This window comes from Gordonia alkaliphila (genome assembly GCF_039542465.1).
Classification (GTDB): Bacteria; Actinomycetota; Actinomycetes; order Mycobacteriales; family Mycobacteriaceae; genus Gordonia; species Gordonia alkaliphila.
Window position 1 is genome coordinate 126319 of the sequence record NZ_BAABIE010000002.1, and the last position, 15130, is coordinate 141448.

The following is a 15130-nucleotide window of genomic DNA, read 5'->3' on the forward strand; positions in this document are numbered from 1 at the left end:
GCGTCCGAGGGTCGGCGGTCTCAGGCCGCGGAGGTGACGCGGTAGACGTCGTATACGCCCTCCACGTTCCGCACCACGTTCAGCACGTGGCCGAGGTGCTTGGGGTCGCCCATCTCGAAGGTGAACTTGCTGATCGCCACCCGATCGCGGCCGGTCTGGACGCTGGCCGAGAGGATGTTGACCCGCTCGTCGGCGAGGACACGGGTGATGTCCGACAGCAGGCGGTGACGATCGAGGGCCTCCACCTGGATGGCGACCAGGAAGACCGACGACGGACTGGGCGCCCAGTGGACCGGCACCAGCCGCTCCTCCTGCGCGCGCAGCGCGGCGGCATTGGTGCAGTCGTTGCGGTGCACGCTCACTCCGCCGCCGCGCGTCACGAAGCCGAGGATCTCGTCACCCGGCACCGGTGTGCAGCACTTGGCCAGCTTGATGAGGATGTTGTCGACGCCCTCGACCACCACGCCCACGTCGCCGGTCCGTGAGCGTCCCTCGCGCGCGACGGTCGACGGGGTGGCCCGCGCGGCGAGCTCCTCCTCGGCGCGCTCGACCCCGCCCAGGGCGCTGACGAGACGGTGCACCACGCGGCCGGCGGTGAGATTGTGCTCGCCGACCGCGGTGTACAGCGTCTCGACGTCGGCGTAACCGAGTTCTTTGGCGACGGTGTTGACCGACTCCGCCGACAGCAGGCGCTGCAGGGGCAGTCCCCCGCGTCGCACCTCCTTGACGATGGCGTCCTTACCGGCTTCGAGCGCCTCCTCCCGCCGTTCCTTGGCGAACCACTGCCGGATCTTGGCCTTGGCGCGCGGGGAGACGACGAAGCTCTGCCAGTCCTTGCTCGGACCGGCGTTCTCGTCCTTGGCGGTGAACACCTCGATCACTTCGCCGTTCTCCAGCGGCCGTTCCAGTGCCACCAGACGCCCGTTGACGCGGGCGCCGATGCAGCGATGGCCCACCTCGGTATGGACCGCGTAGGCGAAGTCCACCGGCGTGGAACCCGCGGGCAGCGTCACCACGTCGCCCTTCGGGGTGAACACGAAGATCTCTTTGACCGCCAGGTCGTAGCGCAGCGACTCGAGGAACTCCCCCGGGTCCGCGGCCTCCCGCTGCCAGTCGAGCAGCTGCCGCATCCAGGCCATGTCGTCGACGTCGGCGGTGTCGGTTCCCTTGCGCCCCTTGCCTTTTCGGCCTTCCTTGTACCGCCAGTGCGCGGCGATGCCGAACTCGGCGGTGCGGTGCATCTCGTCGGTCCGGATCTGCACCTCCAGCGGCTTTCCTTCCGGGCCGATGACCGTGGTGTGCAGCGACTGGTAGACGCCGTAGCTGGGCTGGGCGATGTAGTCCTTGAATCGGCCGGCCATCGGATGCCAGAGCGAATGCACCACGCCGACCGCGGCGTAGCAGTCCTTCACCTCGTCGCACAGGATGCGCATGCCGACCAGGTCGTGAATGTCGTCGAAGTCGCGGCCCTTGACGATCATCTTCTGATAGATCGACCAGTAGTGCTTCGGGCGCCCTTCCACGGTGGCCTGAATGCGCGACGCGGCGAGCGCGTTGTTCAGGTCGCTGCGCACCCGCGCGAGGTAGGTGTCGCGACTGGGCGCGCGGTCGGCCACCAGGCGGACGATCTCCTCGTAGCGCTTGGGGTGCAGGATCGCGAACGAGAGATCCTCCAACTCCCACTTCACCGTGGCCATGCCCAGCCGGTGCGCCAGCGGTGCGATGACCTCCAGGGTCTCGCGAGCCTTCCGCGCCTGCTTCTCCGGCGGCAGGAAACGCATGGTGCGCATGTTGTGCAGACGATCGGCCACCTTGATCACGAGGACCCGTGGGTCGCGCGCCATGGCGATAATCATCTTGCGGATCGTCTCGCCCTCGGCGGCGCTGCCCAGCGCCACCTTGTCGAGCTTGGTGACCCCGTCCACCAGGTGGGCCACCTCGGAGCCGAAGTCGGCGTCAAGCTGTTCCAGGGCGTAGCCGGTGTCTTCGACGGTGTCGTGCAGCAGGGCGGCGACGAGGGTGATGGTGTCCATCCCGAGGTCGGCGAGGATGGTCGCCACCGCCAGGGGGTGGGTGATGTAGGGGTCGCCCGACTTACGGAACTGTCCTTCGTGGTGGACGGCGGCGACGTCGTAGGCGCGTTGCAGCACCGAGACGTCGGCCTTGGGGTACACCTCGCGGTGCAGCGCCGCCAACGGCTCCAGCACCGGGTCGATCGGACTCCGTGGGCCGGCGGTCATGCGGCGTGCCAGACGCGCACGCACCCGACGGGAACTCAGCGGTGCCGCCCCGGAGTCCTCGGGCCGGCGACCGGTGTCCGCTTCACTCATGCAGCGAGCTTATCCGCTGCACTCGGGTCACCCGGTGCAGAGTCCCCACACCGGTACGTCCGTCCCCAAACCGGCCGACAGGGTGCCGCGCCCGTCGAGTTCGGCCAGCTCCATGACCACGGCGAGCCCGTGCACCCGAGCCTCCATCTGACGCAGCAGACGGGCGGCGGCCAGCAGCGTGCCGCCGGTGGCCAAGACGTCGTCGACGACGGCCACCGACCGTCCCGCGAAGGCGATGCCCTCGGCGGGCAGTTCCAGGCGGGCACTGCCGTATTCCAGCTCGTAGTCGATGCCGACCACCGGCGGCGGCAGCTTGCCGCCCTTGCGCACGGCCACCAGCCCGACACCCAACTCGCGGGCGATCGCACCGCCCAGCAGGAAGCCGCGCGCGTCGACGCCGGCGATCAGGTCGGCCCCGGCGCAGTGCTCGGCGAGTGCTCCCACCACCGCGTCCAGTCCGGCGGCGTCGGCCAGCACCGGGGTGAGGTCCTTGAAACTGATACCCGGCGACGGAAAGTCCGCGACAAGCCGGGCATGCCGATCGATCGCCGCCTGCGCGCGCAGCACGGCTGCCGAATCCAACGAGTCGGTCACGTCAGTTCCCATCGATCCATGTTCCAGCCGGTGCCGGTGCGGGCCAGGCCGGGCACCACGCGTGCGACCTGCGGAGTGTGTTCCCGGGCCCGGACGGTGCCGTAGAGCGGGATCGAGGCCAACCGGTCCCACGCCGCTGTCTCCACCGTGCGGATCAGCGGGAGCCGGGTGCTGCCGACGTCGGTCAACGACAGGTCGTTGATGGCGCCGGCGGCCCGCGCATCGTCGAACCCGGACAGGTTCAGCGGATCGCCGCGGAAGAGCGCGAAGGCGTCCGGGAAACCGGAGGCCGTGCCCGCGGCGGCACTGCCGGTGGGCCCGTTGGTGAGTAGCACGTCCACCGACCGACCGAGGTCGCCCGGGGTCACCTCCGGCGAGGCCGCGTCGGTCACGGTGATGTTCGCAGCGCTGCACGACCCGCTGATGTCGGCCACCACGGCCGCAGCCACCGGGTCCGGACCCACGTAGCCGAGGCGGATGTTCACCTTCGGCCGCCGCCCGTTCTCGTCGGTGGGACGCTGGGCGAGCAGGGTGCGGGCCCGACGCACGTCCGCACGCGGGTAGCGGCGGGCGAACTGTTCGTTCAGGGCACCGCTGAGCGAGTCGGCGGGGGCCACCGTTCGCAGCGACCACACCAGCCCGTTGGCGCCGAAGCGCTGCGCCAGGCGGTCGCGGGGCACGCACGACGCGAAGGCGCGGCGCACCAGCGGATCGGCCATCACCCCGCGGGCGGCGGGCACCAGTTCGGTGACCGACAGCGGACGCGGATCCTGCTCGGCCGTGCGGTTCTCCGAACCGTCCAGCTCCGCGGTGGCCCGTCCGGCGACGCGGTCCCCGACGCTCAGGTCGGCGGTGTCGGCGACGTCGATCCGGCCCTCGTCGACCGCCTTGCCCGCGTCGGTGCCGCGCGGCCACACGGTGACGTTCTTGGTCACCGGGGCCTGCGCCCACCACTTGTCGTTCGCGGTCAGTTCCAGGCCGCCGTCGACGGTGTATCGCGCCACGCGGTACGGGCCCGCGGAGACGAAGTCGTCCTGGTTGATCTCCTGGCCGGGGGTCAGGGTGAAACCGGTGTTCCAGGCCGTGGCGATCTTGCCGATCCGGTCCTGATCACGGGAGTCGAGCGCCCCCACGAGGTCGTCCTCGCCGGCCATCCGGGCCACCACGTGCGAGGGCAGCAGGGCGCCGACACCGAACAGCGCGGGCCACTGGGCGTAGTCGCGACCGCGTGCGAAGGTCACCAGCGCGGTCTTCTCCCCCGGCGTGCAGTCCACCCGGGCGATGTCCCGGTATCCGGCGTGGGTCGCCGCGTCGAAACCGCGCAGCTTGCCGCCCATCGCGGCCGCCGCCAAGGCGATGTCGTCGCACGTCATCTGGGTGCCGTCGGAGTAGACGGAGTCCTTGGCGAAGGTGTACCGCAGCGTGAGCGACGGACCCTCTTCCACGGTGACCGAACCGATGTCGTGGTCGGGCACCACCTGGCCGTCCGGTCCGAGGTAGCTGAAGCCGGGCTGCACCCGGGCCAGCGCCATCACCGCGCCGGAGGCGTAGCCGGCGACCGTGTTGACGTTGTAGTTGCCGACACCGGCGTCGATCAGATAGTTCACCCGGTCGGCGCCGGAGTCGCCGCAGGCCGCCAGCGACGCGGCGAGGACCGCGGTGAGACCGGCGACGGCGACCCGAGTCCAGCGCCGGGCACGACTCACGCCGCGCTCCGCTCCCGCCGGGCCAGCACCTTGCGCGTGTGCTCGGCGACGTCCTTACGACGCTCCTTCATCGACACCAGCAGCGGCGACGCGAGGTAGATCGACGAGTAGGTGCCGACAATGATGCCGACCAGCTGCACCAGCGCCAGGTCCTTCAGGGTGCCGACGCCGAGCAGCCACACCGCGACGATCATCAGGGCGATGATCGGCAACACCGAGATGACGGTCGTGTTGATCGAGCGCATGAACGTCTGGTTGACCGCCAGGTTGGTCTGTTCGGCGTAGGTGCGGCGGAGCGTGGCGAACACGCCGCGCGTGTTCTCCTCCACCTTGTCGAAGACCACCACCGTGTCGTAGACCGAGAAGCCGAGGATGGTGAGCAGACCGATCACCATCGCCGGCGTCACCTCGAAGCCGACCAGCGAATACACTCCCGCGGTCACCACGAGGTCGAAGATCATCGAGGCCATCGCCGCGATCGACATCTCCCGGTCGAACCGGATCGCGATGTAGACGAACACGACCACCAGGAACACGACGAGCGCGATCACCATCTTGCGGGTGATCTCCTTGCCCCACGTGCTACTCACGTCGGAGCTGGAGACGTCGTTGACCGTGATGGCCGGCGCGAAGGCTTCGGCGAGCGCCTCGGAGACGATCGCGGTCTGCTGCTGGTCCAGGTGCTCCATGCGGATCTGGATGGTCGACGACGGTCCGCTGCCCGCGGTCTGCACCTGCTGCGGGGCGATGCCGAGTGCGTCGCTGACGACTTCCTCCACCGAAGAGGTGGTCATCGGCGCCTTGTTGGGCAGCGAGATCTGGGTGCCGCCCTCGAAATCGATGCCGAGGGTGAAGCCGCGGAAGATCATCGAGAGGATGCAGATCAGCAGGATGACGGCCGAGACCGCGTACCAGCGACGGCGCTTGCCGATGATGTCGAAGGCGCCGGTGCCGCTGTACAGGCGGGAGAAGAAGCCCCGCTCCTTGTCGGCGATGAAGGCCTCGTCGCTCGCGGTGGTGGGCGCCGTGTCGTCGACGACGGTGTCGGACCGACCGCGGTCGGCCGGGGTCGGGGGTTGCTGATGGGTCATCGGACCGACTCCTTCGTGGCGCGCTTGCTCGCGGCGGCGGCGCGCCGCTCGCGCGCCACCTCGCTGACCGCGCCGAGGCCGTTGATGCTGGGTCGCGACAGGAACTCGGACCGGGTGGCCAGCTCGACCAGCGGATGGGTCACCAGGAACACCACGAGCACGTCGAGGATCGTGGTCAAGCCGAGGGTGAACGCGAAGCCGCGGACCTCGCCGACGGCCAGCGCGTAGATCACCACGGAGGCGATGAAGCTGACGGCGTTACCGGTCCAGATGGTGCGTCGGGCACTGGCCCAACCGCGTGGCACCGCCGACCGGAAGCTCCGGCCCTCGCGCATCTCGTCCTTGATGCGTTCGAAGTAGACGACGAACGAGTCGGCGGTCATGCCGATACCGATGATCAGACCGGCCATGCCGGCCAGGTCGAGGGTGAACCCGATCCAGCGGCCCAGCAGCACCATGATGCCGTAGACCATCAGGCCGGCGAGCACGAGCGAGCCCGCGGCCAGGAAGCCCAACATCCGGTAGTACGCGAGCGAGTAGATCAGCACCGCGATGAGGCCGATCAGACCGGCGATCAGCGCCGCGCGCAACGCCTGCCAGCCGAGGGTGGCCGAGACGGTCTCCGCCTCCGACGCTGTGAACGACAGCGGCAGCGAACCGTACTTGAGGGCGTTGGCCAACGCGGTGGCCTCGGCCTGCGTGAAGTTGCCGCTGATCTCGGTGGTGCCGGAGATCTGCGACTGGATGGTGGCCGCGCTGACCACCTTCGAGTCCAGGACCACCGCGGTGTCGCGGCCGATGTTCTCGCCGGTGTACTTGGCCCAGGCCTTACGGCCCTCGCCGCGGTAGTCCACCGAGACCACCCAGGCGCCCGATTCGTTCTGGACGGCCGAGGCCTTCTCCACGTCGCGGCCGTCGATGATCATCGGCTCCAGCAGGTAGACCATCTTGCCGTCTTCGTCGCAGGCGACGAGGTATTCGTTCGGCTTGTCGTGGCCCACCAGCGGGTCGTTCGCGCTGCAGGTCACCTTGGCCATCTGGTCGCGCAGCTGCTGCAGGCGCGCCGGATCGGCATCGGCCGGTGCCTGCCGCAGACGACGCTGCTCGGCGATCGCCTCGGCCTGCTCCGCCGCGGTCTGCTCCGACGGGCGCGGGCCCTGGTCCTCCGGCGCCGGTGCGGCGTTCGCCACGCCGGCGGTCGGGTCGACGGGGCGGATGTACAGGCGGGCGGTCTGTCCCAGCGCGCGGGCCTGCTTGCCGTCGTCACCCGGAACCGTGATGACGATGTTGTCGCCGTTCACCACCACTTCCGAGCCGCCGACACCGAGGCCGTTGACGCGCTGCTCGATGATCTGGCGGGCCAGGTCGAGCTGTTCGCGCTGCGGCGCCTTGCCGTCGTCGGTGCGGGCGGTCAGCACCACGCGGGTGCCGCCCTGCAGGTCGATGCCGAGCTTCGGTTCGGGTTTGCCGTTACCGGTGAAGAACACCAGGGCGTACACGATTCCGAGCAGCACCAGGAAAGCCGTCAACGGCTGCCACGGCGGAACGCCGCGGCGCGCCGTGGACCGGCGCGGACGTGGGGTGGGATTGCTCACGAGCGGAAAGCCTACTTGTCGTTGAAGTGATTGTCGTACAGGGCGGTCGGCGTGGTCATCGGTCGCCGGTGAAGGCCTTGGCCAGTGCCTTCGCCTCCTGTTCGGTGAACTCGCCGCTGAGGTCCATCGTTCCGCCGATCCGGCTCTGGATCGAGGCGACGCTGAGCACTGTCGAATCCAGCACCAGGGCCGTGCTGCGACCGATGTTTCGGCCGGTGTAGTCGGCCCAGACGTCACTTCCGTCCGGGGTCAGCGTCACCGACACCACCCATGCGCCCGCAGCCGTGCGGGCGGCCTCCGCCGATTGCACCGCGGAGCCGTCGAACACGGCGGGTTCGAGAAGGTAGACCGTCGCGCCGTCCTCGTCACAGGTCACCAGGTATTCGTCGCGTGCTGCGGGGCCGCGGTCCGCGGCGCAGTCCACCTCGGACATCTGCGCGCGCAGGCCGGCCGGTGCGGTGTCGTCGGCGTCGGCGGGCGCCTGGAGCAGCCCGGGGCCCTGTGCACCCGGGTCGGCCTCCCGCATGCCGTCGAGCGCCACCGGCCGCATCGCGACCCGCTCCGGCTGCCCGTTCGGCGCCGCGCTGGTCGCGGACGCGGTAGCAGCCGGAGCTTCGTCGTCGGACGTCGAGGCGATGACCACCAGGACCACCGCGAGCGCCATCACCAGAACCGCCGCAACAGCCGTCAGCGGCTGCCACAGCGGGCGTCGGGTCGATGCACTCATGGCGAGGGCTACTTGTCCTTCGCCTCGGGGTCGTTGGGCGTATCCGGCGTATCCGCAGGGTCGTCGCCGGCCTTCTCCACGCCGGGGAGGTCCTCACGGGGGTTGTCGCCGGGCGTGTACTCGGGGGCTTCGTCGGCGATCACATCGCGGATGGCCAGGCGGTTCCACGTGGTGATGACGCCGGGGGCGATCTCCACCTCGACGGACTCGCCGCCGTCGTCGCTGTGCACGGTGCCGAAGAGGCCGCAGCTCAGCTGGATGCGGGCGCCGGGCACGGCCTGCGCTTTCAGTTCGTTCATCGCCTGGGTCCGCTTCTTCTGGTTGCGGAAGCTGATGAAGAGGAACACCACGAGAAGCGCCAGCATTAGCGGCAGGAAAAGTCCGTCCATGCCCTCCAGTGTGCCAGGCGCAGGCGCGCGGCCCGGTGGTCAGGGTCGGCGTCCGCCCTCTGACGGCGGACCGCGCTCAGCCCTTGTCGAACAGCGTGGGATCGACGTCGTCGCGGGCGCGCACGCCCAGCGCCGGGTGCAACGCCCCCGGGGGCGGCGTGAGACCGAGGTGATCCCACGCGGCAGCCGTGGCCACGCGGCCCCGCGGGGTGCGCGCCACCATGCCCGCGCGCACCAGGAACGGCTCGCAGACCTCTTCGACGGTGGCCGGTTCCTCCCCGACTGCCACCGCGAGGGTGGACGCGCCCACCGGGCCGCCGCCGAAGCCGCGGACGAGGGCGCCGAGGACGGCGCGGTCGAGTCGGTCCAGGCCGAGTTCGTCGACGTCGTACACGGCCAGCGCGGCCCGCGCCCCGGTCAGGTCCACCCGGCCGTCGCCGCGCACCTCGGCGTAGTCGCGGACGCGCCGCAGCAGCCGGTTCGCGATGCGGGGCGTGCCGCGGGAGCGGCGCGCCACCTCGATCGCGGCCTCGTCGGACAGGGCGATGCCCAGAATCGACGCCGACCGGCGCAGCACGCGGACCAGTTCCTCGGGTTCGTAGAACTCCATGTGCGCGGTGAACCCGAAGCGGTCGCGCAACGGTCCGGTGAGCGCGCCGGAGCGCGTGGTGGCGCCGACCAGTGTGAACGGTGCCACGTCGAGCGGAATGGAGGTGGCGCCCGGCCCCTTGCCGACCACCACGTCGACCCGGAAGTCCTCCATCGCCAGGTACAGCATCTCCTCGGCGGGACGGGCGATGCGGTGAATCTCGTCGATGAACAGGACGTCGCCTTCGACCAGGTTCGACAGCATGGCGGCCAGGTCGCCTGCGCGTTCCAGGGCCGGGCCCGAGGTGATGCGGATGGCCGCGCCCAATTCGGCGGCCACGATCATCGCCAGCGAGGTCTTGCCCAGTCCGGGCGGACCGGACAGCAGGATGTGGTCGGGGGTCCGGCCGCGGTTGCGCGCGGCGTGCAGCACGAGTTCGAGCTGCTCACGCACCTTCGGCTGACCGATGAAGTCGCCGAGCGCCTTGGGCCGGAGACTGTTGTCGAGCTCGGAGTCGCCGGGCACGGCCATGGCCGCCATCAGTTCGGCGTCGTCGAGCCCGTCCCCGCTCATCCGCGCCGTCCGAGTCCGGCCAGCGCCGCGCGCAGTGCGGTCTGCGCATCGGCGTCCGGCTGTGCCTCGAACACCTTCGCGACGGCCTGACCGGCGGCGTTCTCGGTGAAGCCGAGACCGATCAGGGCCTCGGTCACCTGGCCGCCGACGGCCGTCGCCGGAGCGCCGGTCGGCGCGCCCGGAACGCCGGCCGGTGCGGCGACCTTGTCGCGCAGTTCCACCACGAGGCGTTCGGCCACCCGTTTGCCGATGCCGGGCACCGATTGCAGGGCTTTCACGTCGGAATCGGCCAGGGCGCGCCGCAGGTGGTCGGGTTCGAGGACCGCCAGCGTGGCCATGGCCAGCCGCGGGCCGACGCCGGTGACGGTCTGCAGCACGCCGAACAGTTCGCGCGCGTCCGGATCGAGGAAGCCGTACAGGGTCATCGAGTCCTCGCGGACCACCATCGCCGTCATCAGCCGCACGTGCTCGCCGCGGCGCAGCGTGGCCAGGGTCGGCGGGGTGGCCAGCACCCGATAGCCGACGCCCGCGCACTCGACCACCGTGTGATCGAGTGCGATGTCGATGATCTCGCCGGAGACCGAAGAAATCACTGCCCCACCGCTTCCTGTCGTGCTTGTGCCAGCCGTGCCTGCTCGAGTCGCGCCTGCTCCAACCGCCGCCGATGCGCTTCCTGGGCGAGTTTCGCCTGCTCCGCCGCGGCCGCCATCCGGTCGTTGACCGGGCCGCGCCAACAGTGGCAGATGGCCAGCGCGAGCGCGTCGGCGGCGTCGGCCGGCTTCGGCGCCTGCTGCATCCCGAGGATTCGGGTCACCATCATGGTGACCTGCGCCTTGTCGGCGCGACCGGAGCCGGTGACGGCGGCCTTCACCTCGCTGGGCGTGTGAAAGCGCACCGGCACCCCGCGCTGCGCGGCGGCCAGGGCCACCACGCCTGCGGCCTGCGCCGTGCCCATCGCGGTGCTCACCTGGCGCTGGGCGAAGACCCGTTCCACGGCCACCACGTCGGGCGAATGCGTGTCCATCCAGTGCTGGGCGGCCGCGTAGATCGCCAGCAGGCGATCGGGCAGCTCCATCGACGCGGGGGTACGCACCACGTCCACGTCCAGGGCCACCACCGCGCGACCGGCGCCGGACTCCACCAGGGCGATACCGCACCTGGTGAGTCCGGGGTCCACTCCCATCACCCGCACCGCGACACACCTCCGCTACTGACGAACAACTGTTCGATATCGTAGCGCACCGGTGCGACGATCGGTGGGAGCGGCGCGGTCAGTCGTTCTCGAGCTCGGCGAGGACCTCGTCGCTGATGTCGACGTTGGAGTAGACGTCCTGGACGTCGTCGGAATCCTCCAGTGCGTCGATCAACTTGAGCACCTTGCGGGCGCCGTCGGCGTCGACGGGCACCTCCACCGAGGCGCGGAAGTCCGGATCCGCCGAGTCGTAGTCGATGCCGGCGTCCTGCAGCGCGGTGCGCACGGCCACCAGGTCGGTGGGCTCGCAGACCACTTCGAAGTGGTCGCCGAGGTCGTTGACCTCTTCGGCGCCGGCGTCGAGCACGGCCATCAGGACGTCGTCCTCGTCGAGCTCGTTCTTGGGCAGCGTCACCACACCGCGGCGGGTGAACAGGTAGGCCACCGAACCCGGGTCGGCCATGTTGCCGCCGTTGCGAGTCATCGCGATGCGCACCTCGCTGGCGGCGCGGTTGCGGTTGTCGGTGAGGCACTCGATCAGCAGCGCCACGCCGTTGGGGCCGTAGCCCTCGTAGGTGATGTTCTGCCAGTCGGCGCCGCCGGCTTCTTCCCCGGCGCCGCGCTTGCGGGCGCGTTCGATGTTGTCGTTGGGGACCGACGTCTTCTTCGCCTTCTGGATGGCGTCGTAGAGCGTCGGGTTGCCGGCCGGGTCACCGCCGCCGGTGCGGGCCGCGACCTCGATGTTCTTGACCAGCTTGGCGAACATCTTGCCGCGCTTGGCGTCGATGACGGCCTTCTTGTGCTTGGTAGTGGCCCATTTGGAGTGCCCAGACATGGTTGGTGCGCCTTTCTTTAGAGCATCTCGACGAAGTATTGATGGACCCGCAGATCGCCGGTGACCTCGGGATGGAACGACGTGGCGAGCACGTTACCGTCTCGAACAGCGACGATACGCCCCGCCGCAGGTCCGGTCGGCACGGTGGCCAGCACGTCGACGCCGGAGCCGACGTCTTCGACCCACGGTGCCCGGATGAAGACGGCCCGCATCGGGTCGGCGTCGGGCCGGTCGGTGATTCCGGCGAAGGCGAGATCGGTCTCGAACGAGGCCACCTGGCGGCCGAAAGCGTTGCGGCGCACCGTGATGTCCAGTGCGTCGAGGTGGCGGGCATCTGCACGGGTGTCCAGGATGCGGGAGGCGAGCATGATCATCCCCGCGCACGACCCGTACGCGGGCAGCCCGTCGGCCAGGGCCGCGCGCAGCGGTGCGTACAGGTCGAAGACGCCCAGCAGCCGACTCATCGTGGTCGACTCGCCGCCCGGCAGCACCAGGCCGTCGACGGCGGCGAGCTCGGCGGCGCGGCGCACCGGAACGGCCCGCACCCCGCACGAGGTCAGAGCGGTGAGATGCTCGCGCACGTCACCCTGCAACGCCAGGACACCGACGGTCGCCGTCACTGGCCGCCCTTCATGATCGAGACCTGATCGGCGGGCACGTTGGAGCGGGTCAGCCCCTCCTGGGTCACCGCGGCCACCATCGCGCCGGACCGATCGAAGATCCGGCCCTGCGTCAAGGCGCGGCCGGCACCGGCCGACGGCGAGGTCTGGTCGTACAGCAGCCAGTCGTCGGTGCGGAAGGGCCGCAGGAACCACATCGCGTGATCGAGCGAGGCGGTCTGCGTCCGCGCCTCCGGGTGCGGGGTCTTCGACGAGCCCAGGAGCGTCATGTCGCTCATGTACGCCAGAGTGCACACGTGCAGCAGCTGGTCGTCGGGCAGGCGATCGCGGTAGCGGAACCACACGCGCTGCTGCGCGGCGAGCCCGGGCACGGGCACCAGCTGATCGCGCGGCACGATCCGGACATCGAAGTTCTCCCACTCGGCGAACAGGCTGCGCTGCGCCTCGCTCATGGTGTGGGCGTCGTCGGGCAGTTCCTCGGGCGTCACCGCCGACGGCATCCGGTCCTGGTGTTCGATGCCCTCGTCGCCCACGATGTGGAACGACGCCGACATCGAGAAGATGGCCTCGCCGTCCTGGACGCCGGTGACGCGCCGGGTGATGAACGAGCGTCCGTCACGGATGCGGTCGACGAGGAACACCGCCGGGCGATCGGTCTTGCCCGGGCGCAGGAAGTAGCCGTGCAGGGAATGCACGGCGAAGTTCGGGTCGACCGTCTTGGTCGCCGAAATCAGGGCCTGACCGGCCACCTGGCCACCGAAGGTGCGCCGCAGTCCGCTCGGGAACACTCCGCCCCGGTAGATGTCATCATCGATCCGCTCGACGGCAAGGATCTCCTCGATACTCGGCACCGCTCGATTATCGCACCCGGCCCCCGTCGTTTCCGGATGGGTAGGTTGAAAACCATGACTGCGAACACCGACACCGCCCTGTCCGCATCCCTGCAAGCCGTTCTCGACGGCCGCTGGGCCGACACCCGCAAGGTGGTGCGCGACCACATCCAGGCCGCCGGCCTGGTCCCGCAGGCCGGCGTCCCGCTCGCCGACTACCGGGCCCGCATGCTCGAGGCGATGGCCGCCATGGTGCCGCTCGGCTTCCCCGCCCAGGGCTTCTCGTCCGACGACGCCCCCGGCGATCCGGGTGCGGCCATCACCGCGATCGAGACGCTCGGCTACGGCGACCTCTCCCTGATGGTGAAGGCCGGCGTGCAGTGGGGTCTGTTCGGCGGCGCCGTGGAGAACCTGGGAACCGCAGCCCACCACCGCGAATACCTGTCCGGCCTCATCGACCTCGACGTGCTCGGCTGCTTCGCGATGACCGAGACCGGCCACGGCTCGGACGTCCAGCAGTTGGAGACCACCGCGACCTACGACGCCGCGACGCAGGAATTCGTCATCGACTCCCCCACCCCATCGGCACGCAAGGACTACATCGGCGGCGCCGCCGAGCACGCCCGCTACGCCGCGGTGTTCGCGCAGCTGCGCACCGCCGGTCCCGGGCAGGACCGGCAGGGGTACGGTGTGCACTGCTTCGTGGTCCCCATCCGCGACGAGGCCGGCCACGATCTGCCCGGCGTCACCACGTCCGACTGCGGGTACAAGGGCGGCCTGCCCGGTGTGGACAACGGTCGCATCGTATTCGATCAGGTCCGCATTCCGCGCACATCGCTGCTGAACCGCTACGCCGACGTCGACCCCGACGGCACCTACCGCAGCCCGATCGAGTCGGACAACCGACGCTTCTTCACCATGCTGGGCACGCTGGTGCGCGGGCGGGTGACCGTCGGCGCGTCCGCCGGCGCCGCCGGGCGGCTGGCCCTGACCCTCGCGGTGAAGTACGCCCTGCACCGGCGCCAGTTCGAAGGACCCGGCGACGGCGGCGCACTGCTGCTGCTCGACTACCGGACCCACCAGCGTCGTCTGCTGCCGCTGGTGGCGCGCGCCTACGCCTTCGCCCTGGCGCAGAACGCGGTGACCGCGCAGCTGCACGAGGTGCAGTCGGTGCCCGCCGACACCGTCGACCCCGACGCCATGCGACGCCTGGAGTCCCGGGCCGCCGCCATCAAGGTGGGCCACTCGTCGTTGGCCTCGCATGCGGCGATCGAGGCGCGCACCGCGTGCGGCGGCGCCGGGTACATGGCCGAGAACCGCCTGCCGCTGATCCGCGACGACCTGGACGTGTTCACCACCTTCGAGGGCGACAACCTGGTGCTGACCCAGCTGGTGGCCAAGGACCTGCTGACCGCTTACGCGGCCGACGTCGACGACCTCGACACCGTCGGCTGGGTGCGCTTCGCCGCCTCGATGGCCCGCGACGTCGCGCTGGAGAAGACCGCGGTCCGGCAGATCCTGCAGTCGGTCCTGGACTCGTCGGACGAGGCCCCCGAAGACAGCGATCTCACCGACCCGGAGACGCAGCTCGCGCTGCTGACCGGCCGCGAGGACCACCTGGTCCGCACCGTGGCGGCTCGGCTGCGGCGCGCGACCGACGACGACGCGGACGCCTTCGAGGTGTTCACCCAGACCCAGGACCACCTGATCAAGGCCGGTCAGGCGCACATCGACCGGCTCGCCCTGGAGTCGTTCCAGCACGCCGTCGAGGAGTTGCCCGCCGACAGCCCCGAGCGCGCCGTGCTGGCGACCGTGCGCGACCTGTTCGTCTACTCGACGCTCGAAGACGACCTCGGCTGGTTCCTGATGCACCGCTTCGTGTCGGTGGAGCGCGCCAAGGCCATTCGCCGCGGGGTCAACGACCTGTGCGAGCGTCTGCGGCCGGTCGCCGACGACCTCGTCGACGCCTTCGGGGTGCCCGCGGTCGCGCTCGACGTGCCGATGCTCGGGTAGCCGGATGCGAGCGACCCCGGGGCAGGCGTGCCCCGGGGTCGGTCGG

14 protein-coding genes are annotated in these 15130 nt (G+C 70.2%); 1 reads left to right on the top strand and 13 read right to left on the bottom strand.

Annotation, left to right across the window (positions count from 1 at the left end):
- Nucleotides 1-20 precede the first annotated feature (20 nt).
- From ABD989_RS02480 to ABD989_RS02540, 13 genes are all read right to left on the bottom strand, one after another.
- Nucleotides 21-2330, bottom strand: a complete 2310-nt coding sequence (locus ABD989_RS02480) for a RelA/SpoT family protein (protein WP_246995775.1) — start codon at nucleotides 2328-2330, stop codon at nucleotides 21-23.
- A gap of 27 nt (nucleotides 2331-2357) precedes the next feature.
- Complete coding sequence (locus tag ABD989_RS02485; RefSeq protein ID WP_345312302.1) at nucleotides 2358-2936, bottom strand: adenine phosphoribosyltransferase; 579 nt, start codon at nucleotides 2934-2936, stop codon at nucleotides 2358-2360.
- Entirely contained in the window at nucleotides 2921-4630 is a 1710-nt protein-coding gene (locus ABD989_RS02490; protein ID WP_345312303.1) for an ABC transporter substrate-binding protein, read from the bottom strand. The genes ABD989_RS02485 and ABD989_RS02490 overlap by 16 nt, the downstream gene beginning before the upstream one ends.
- Nucleotides 4627-5721 carry a protein translocase subunit SecF gene (gene secF / locus ABD989_RS02495; protein ID WP_345312304.1) on the bottom strand — a complete coding sequence of 365 codons (1095 nt, stop codon included), beginning with the start codon at nucleotides 5719-5721 and terminating at the stop codon, nucleotides 4627-4629. The genes ABD989_RS02490 and secF overlap by 4 nt, the downstream gene beginning before the upstream one ends.
- Complete coding sequence (secD, locus tag ABD989_RS02500) at nucleotides 5718-7316, bottom strand: protein translocase subunit SecD (RefSeq protein WP_345312305.1); 1599 nt, start codon at nucleotides 7314-7316, stop codon at nucleotides 5718-5720. Before secD ends, secF begins: the two co-directional genes overlap by 4 nt.
- Nucleotides 7317-7371: 55 nt before the next feature.
- Nucleotides 7372-8043 carry a SecDF P1 head subdomain-containing protein gene (locus ABD989_RS02505; RefSeq protein ID WP_345312306.1) on the bottom strand — a complete coding sequence of 224 codons (672 nt, stop codon included), beginning with the start codon at nucleotides 8041-8043 and terminating at the stop codon, nucleotides 7372-7374.
- A gap of 8 nt (nucleotides 8044-8051) precedes the next feature.
- A complete protein-coding gene (gene yajC / locus ABD989_RS02510) occupies nucleotides 8052-8432 on the bottom strand; it encodes a preprotein translocase subunit YajC (RefSeq protein WP_345312307.1) in 381 nt (126 codons plus the stop codon).
- Between the two features lie 76 nt (nucleotides 8433-8508).
- Entirely contained in the window at nucleotides 8509-9594 is a 1086-nt protein-coding gene (ruvB, locus tag ABD989_RS02515; RefSeq protein ID WP_345312308.1) for a Holliday junction branch migration DNA helicase RuvB, read from the bottom strand.
- Nucleotides 9591-10187 (bottom strand): Holliday junction branch migration protein RuvA, encoded by a 597-nt coding sequence (ruvA, locus tag ABD989_RS02520; RefSeq protein ID WP_246995759.1) that lies wholly within the window; start codon nucleotides 10185-10187, stop codon nucleotides 9591-9593. Before ruvA ends, ruvB begins: the two co-directional genes overlap by 4 nt.
- Complete coding sequence (gene ruvC, locus ABD989_RS02525) at nucleotides 10184-10786, bottom strand: crossover junction endodeoxyribonuclease RuvC (RefSeq protein WP_246995757.1); 603 nt, start codon at nucleotides 10784-10786, stop codon at nucleotides 10184-10186. The genes ruvA and ruvC overlap by 4 nt, the downstream gene beginning before the upstream one ends.
- A 79-nt stretch (nucleotides 10787-10865) precedes the next feature.
- Nucleotides 10866-11621 carry a YebC/PmpR family DNA-binding transcriptional regulator gene (locus ABD989_RS02530; RefSeq protein WP_246995755.1) on the bottom strand — a complete coding sequence of 252 codons (756 nt, stop codon included), beginning with the start codon at nucleotides 11619-11621 and terminating at the stop codon, nucleotides 10866-10868.
- A gap of 17 nt (nucleotides 11622-11638) precedes the next feature.
- On the bottom strand, nucleotides 11639-12241 hold the full coding sequence (gene pdxT / locus ABD989_RS02535; protein ID WP_246995753.1) for a pyridoxal 5'-phosphate synthase glutaminase subunit PdxT: 603 nt from the start codon (nucleotides 12239-12241) through the stop codon (nucleotides 11639-11641).
- Complete coding sequence (locus ABD989_RS02540; RefSeq protein WP_345312309.1) at nucleotides 12238-13092, bottom strand: acyl-CoA thioesterase; 855 nt, start codon at nucleotides 13090-13092, stop codon at nucleotides 12238-12240. Before ABD989_RS02540 ends, pdxT begins: the two co-directional genes overlap by 4 nt.
- 54 nt (nucleotides 13093-13146) lie before the next feature.
- On the opposite strand from ABD989_RS02540, the gene ABD989_RS02545 reads away from it, so the two are divergent.
- A complete protein-coding gene (locus ABD989_RS02545) occupies nucleotides 13147-15084 on the top strand; it encodes an acyl-CoA dehydrogenase family protein (RefSeq protein ID WP_345312310.1) in 1938 nt (645 codons plus the stop codon).
- Nucleotides 15085-15130: the final 46 nt, after the last annotated feature.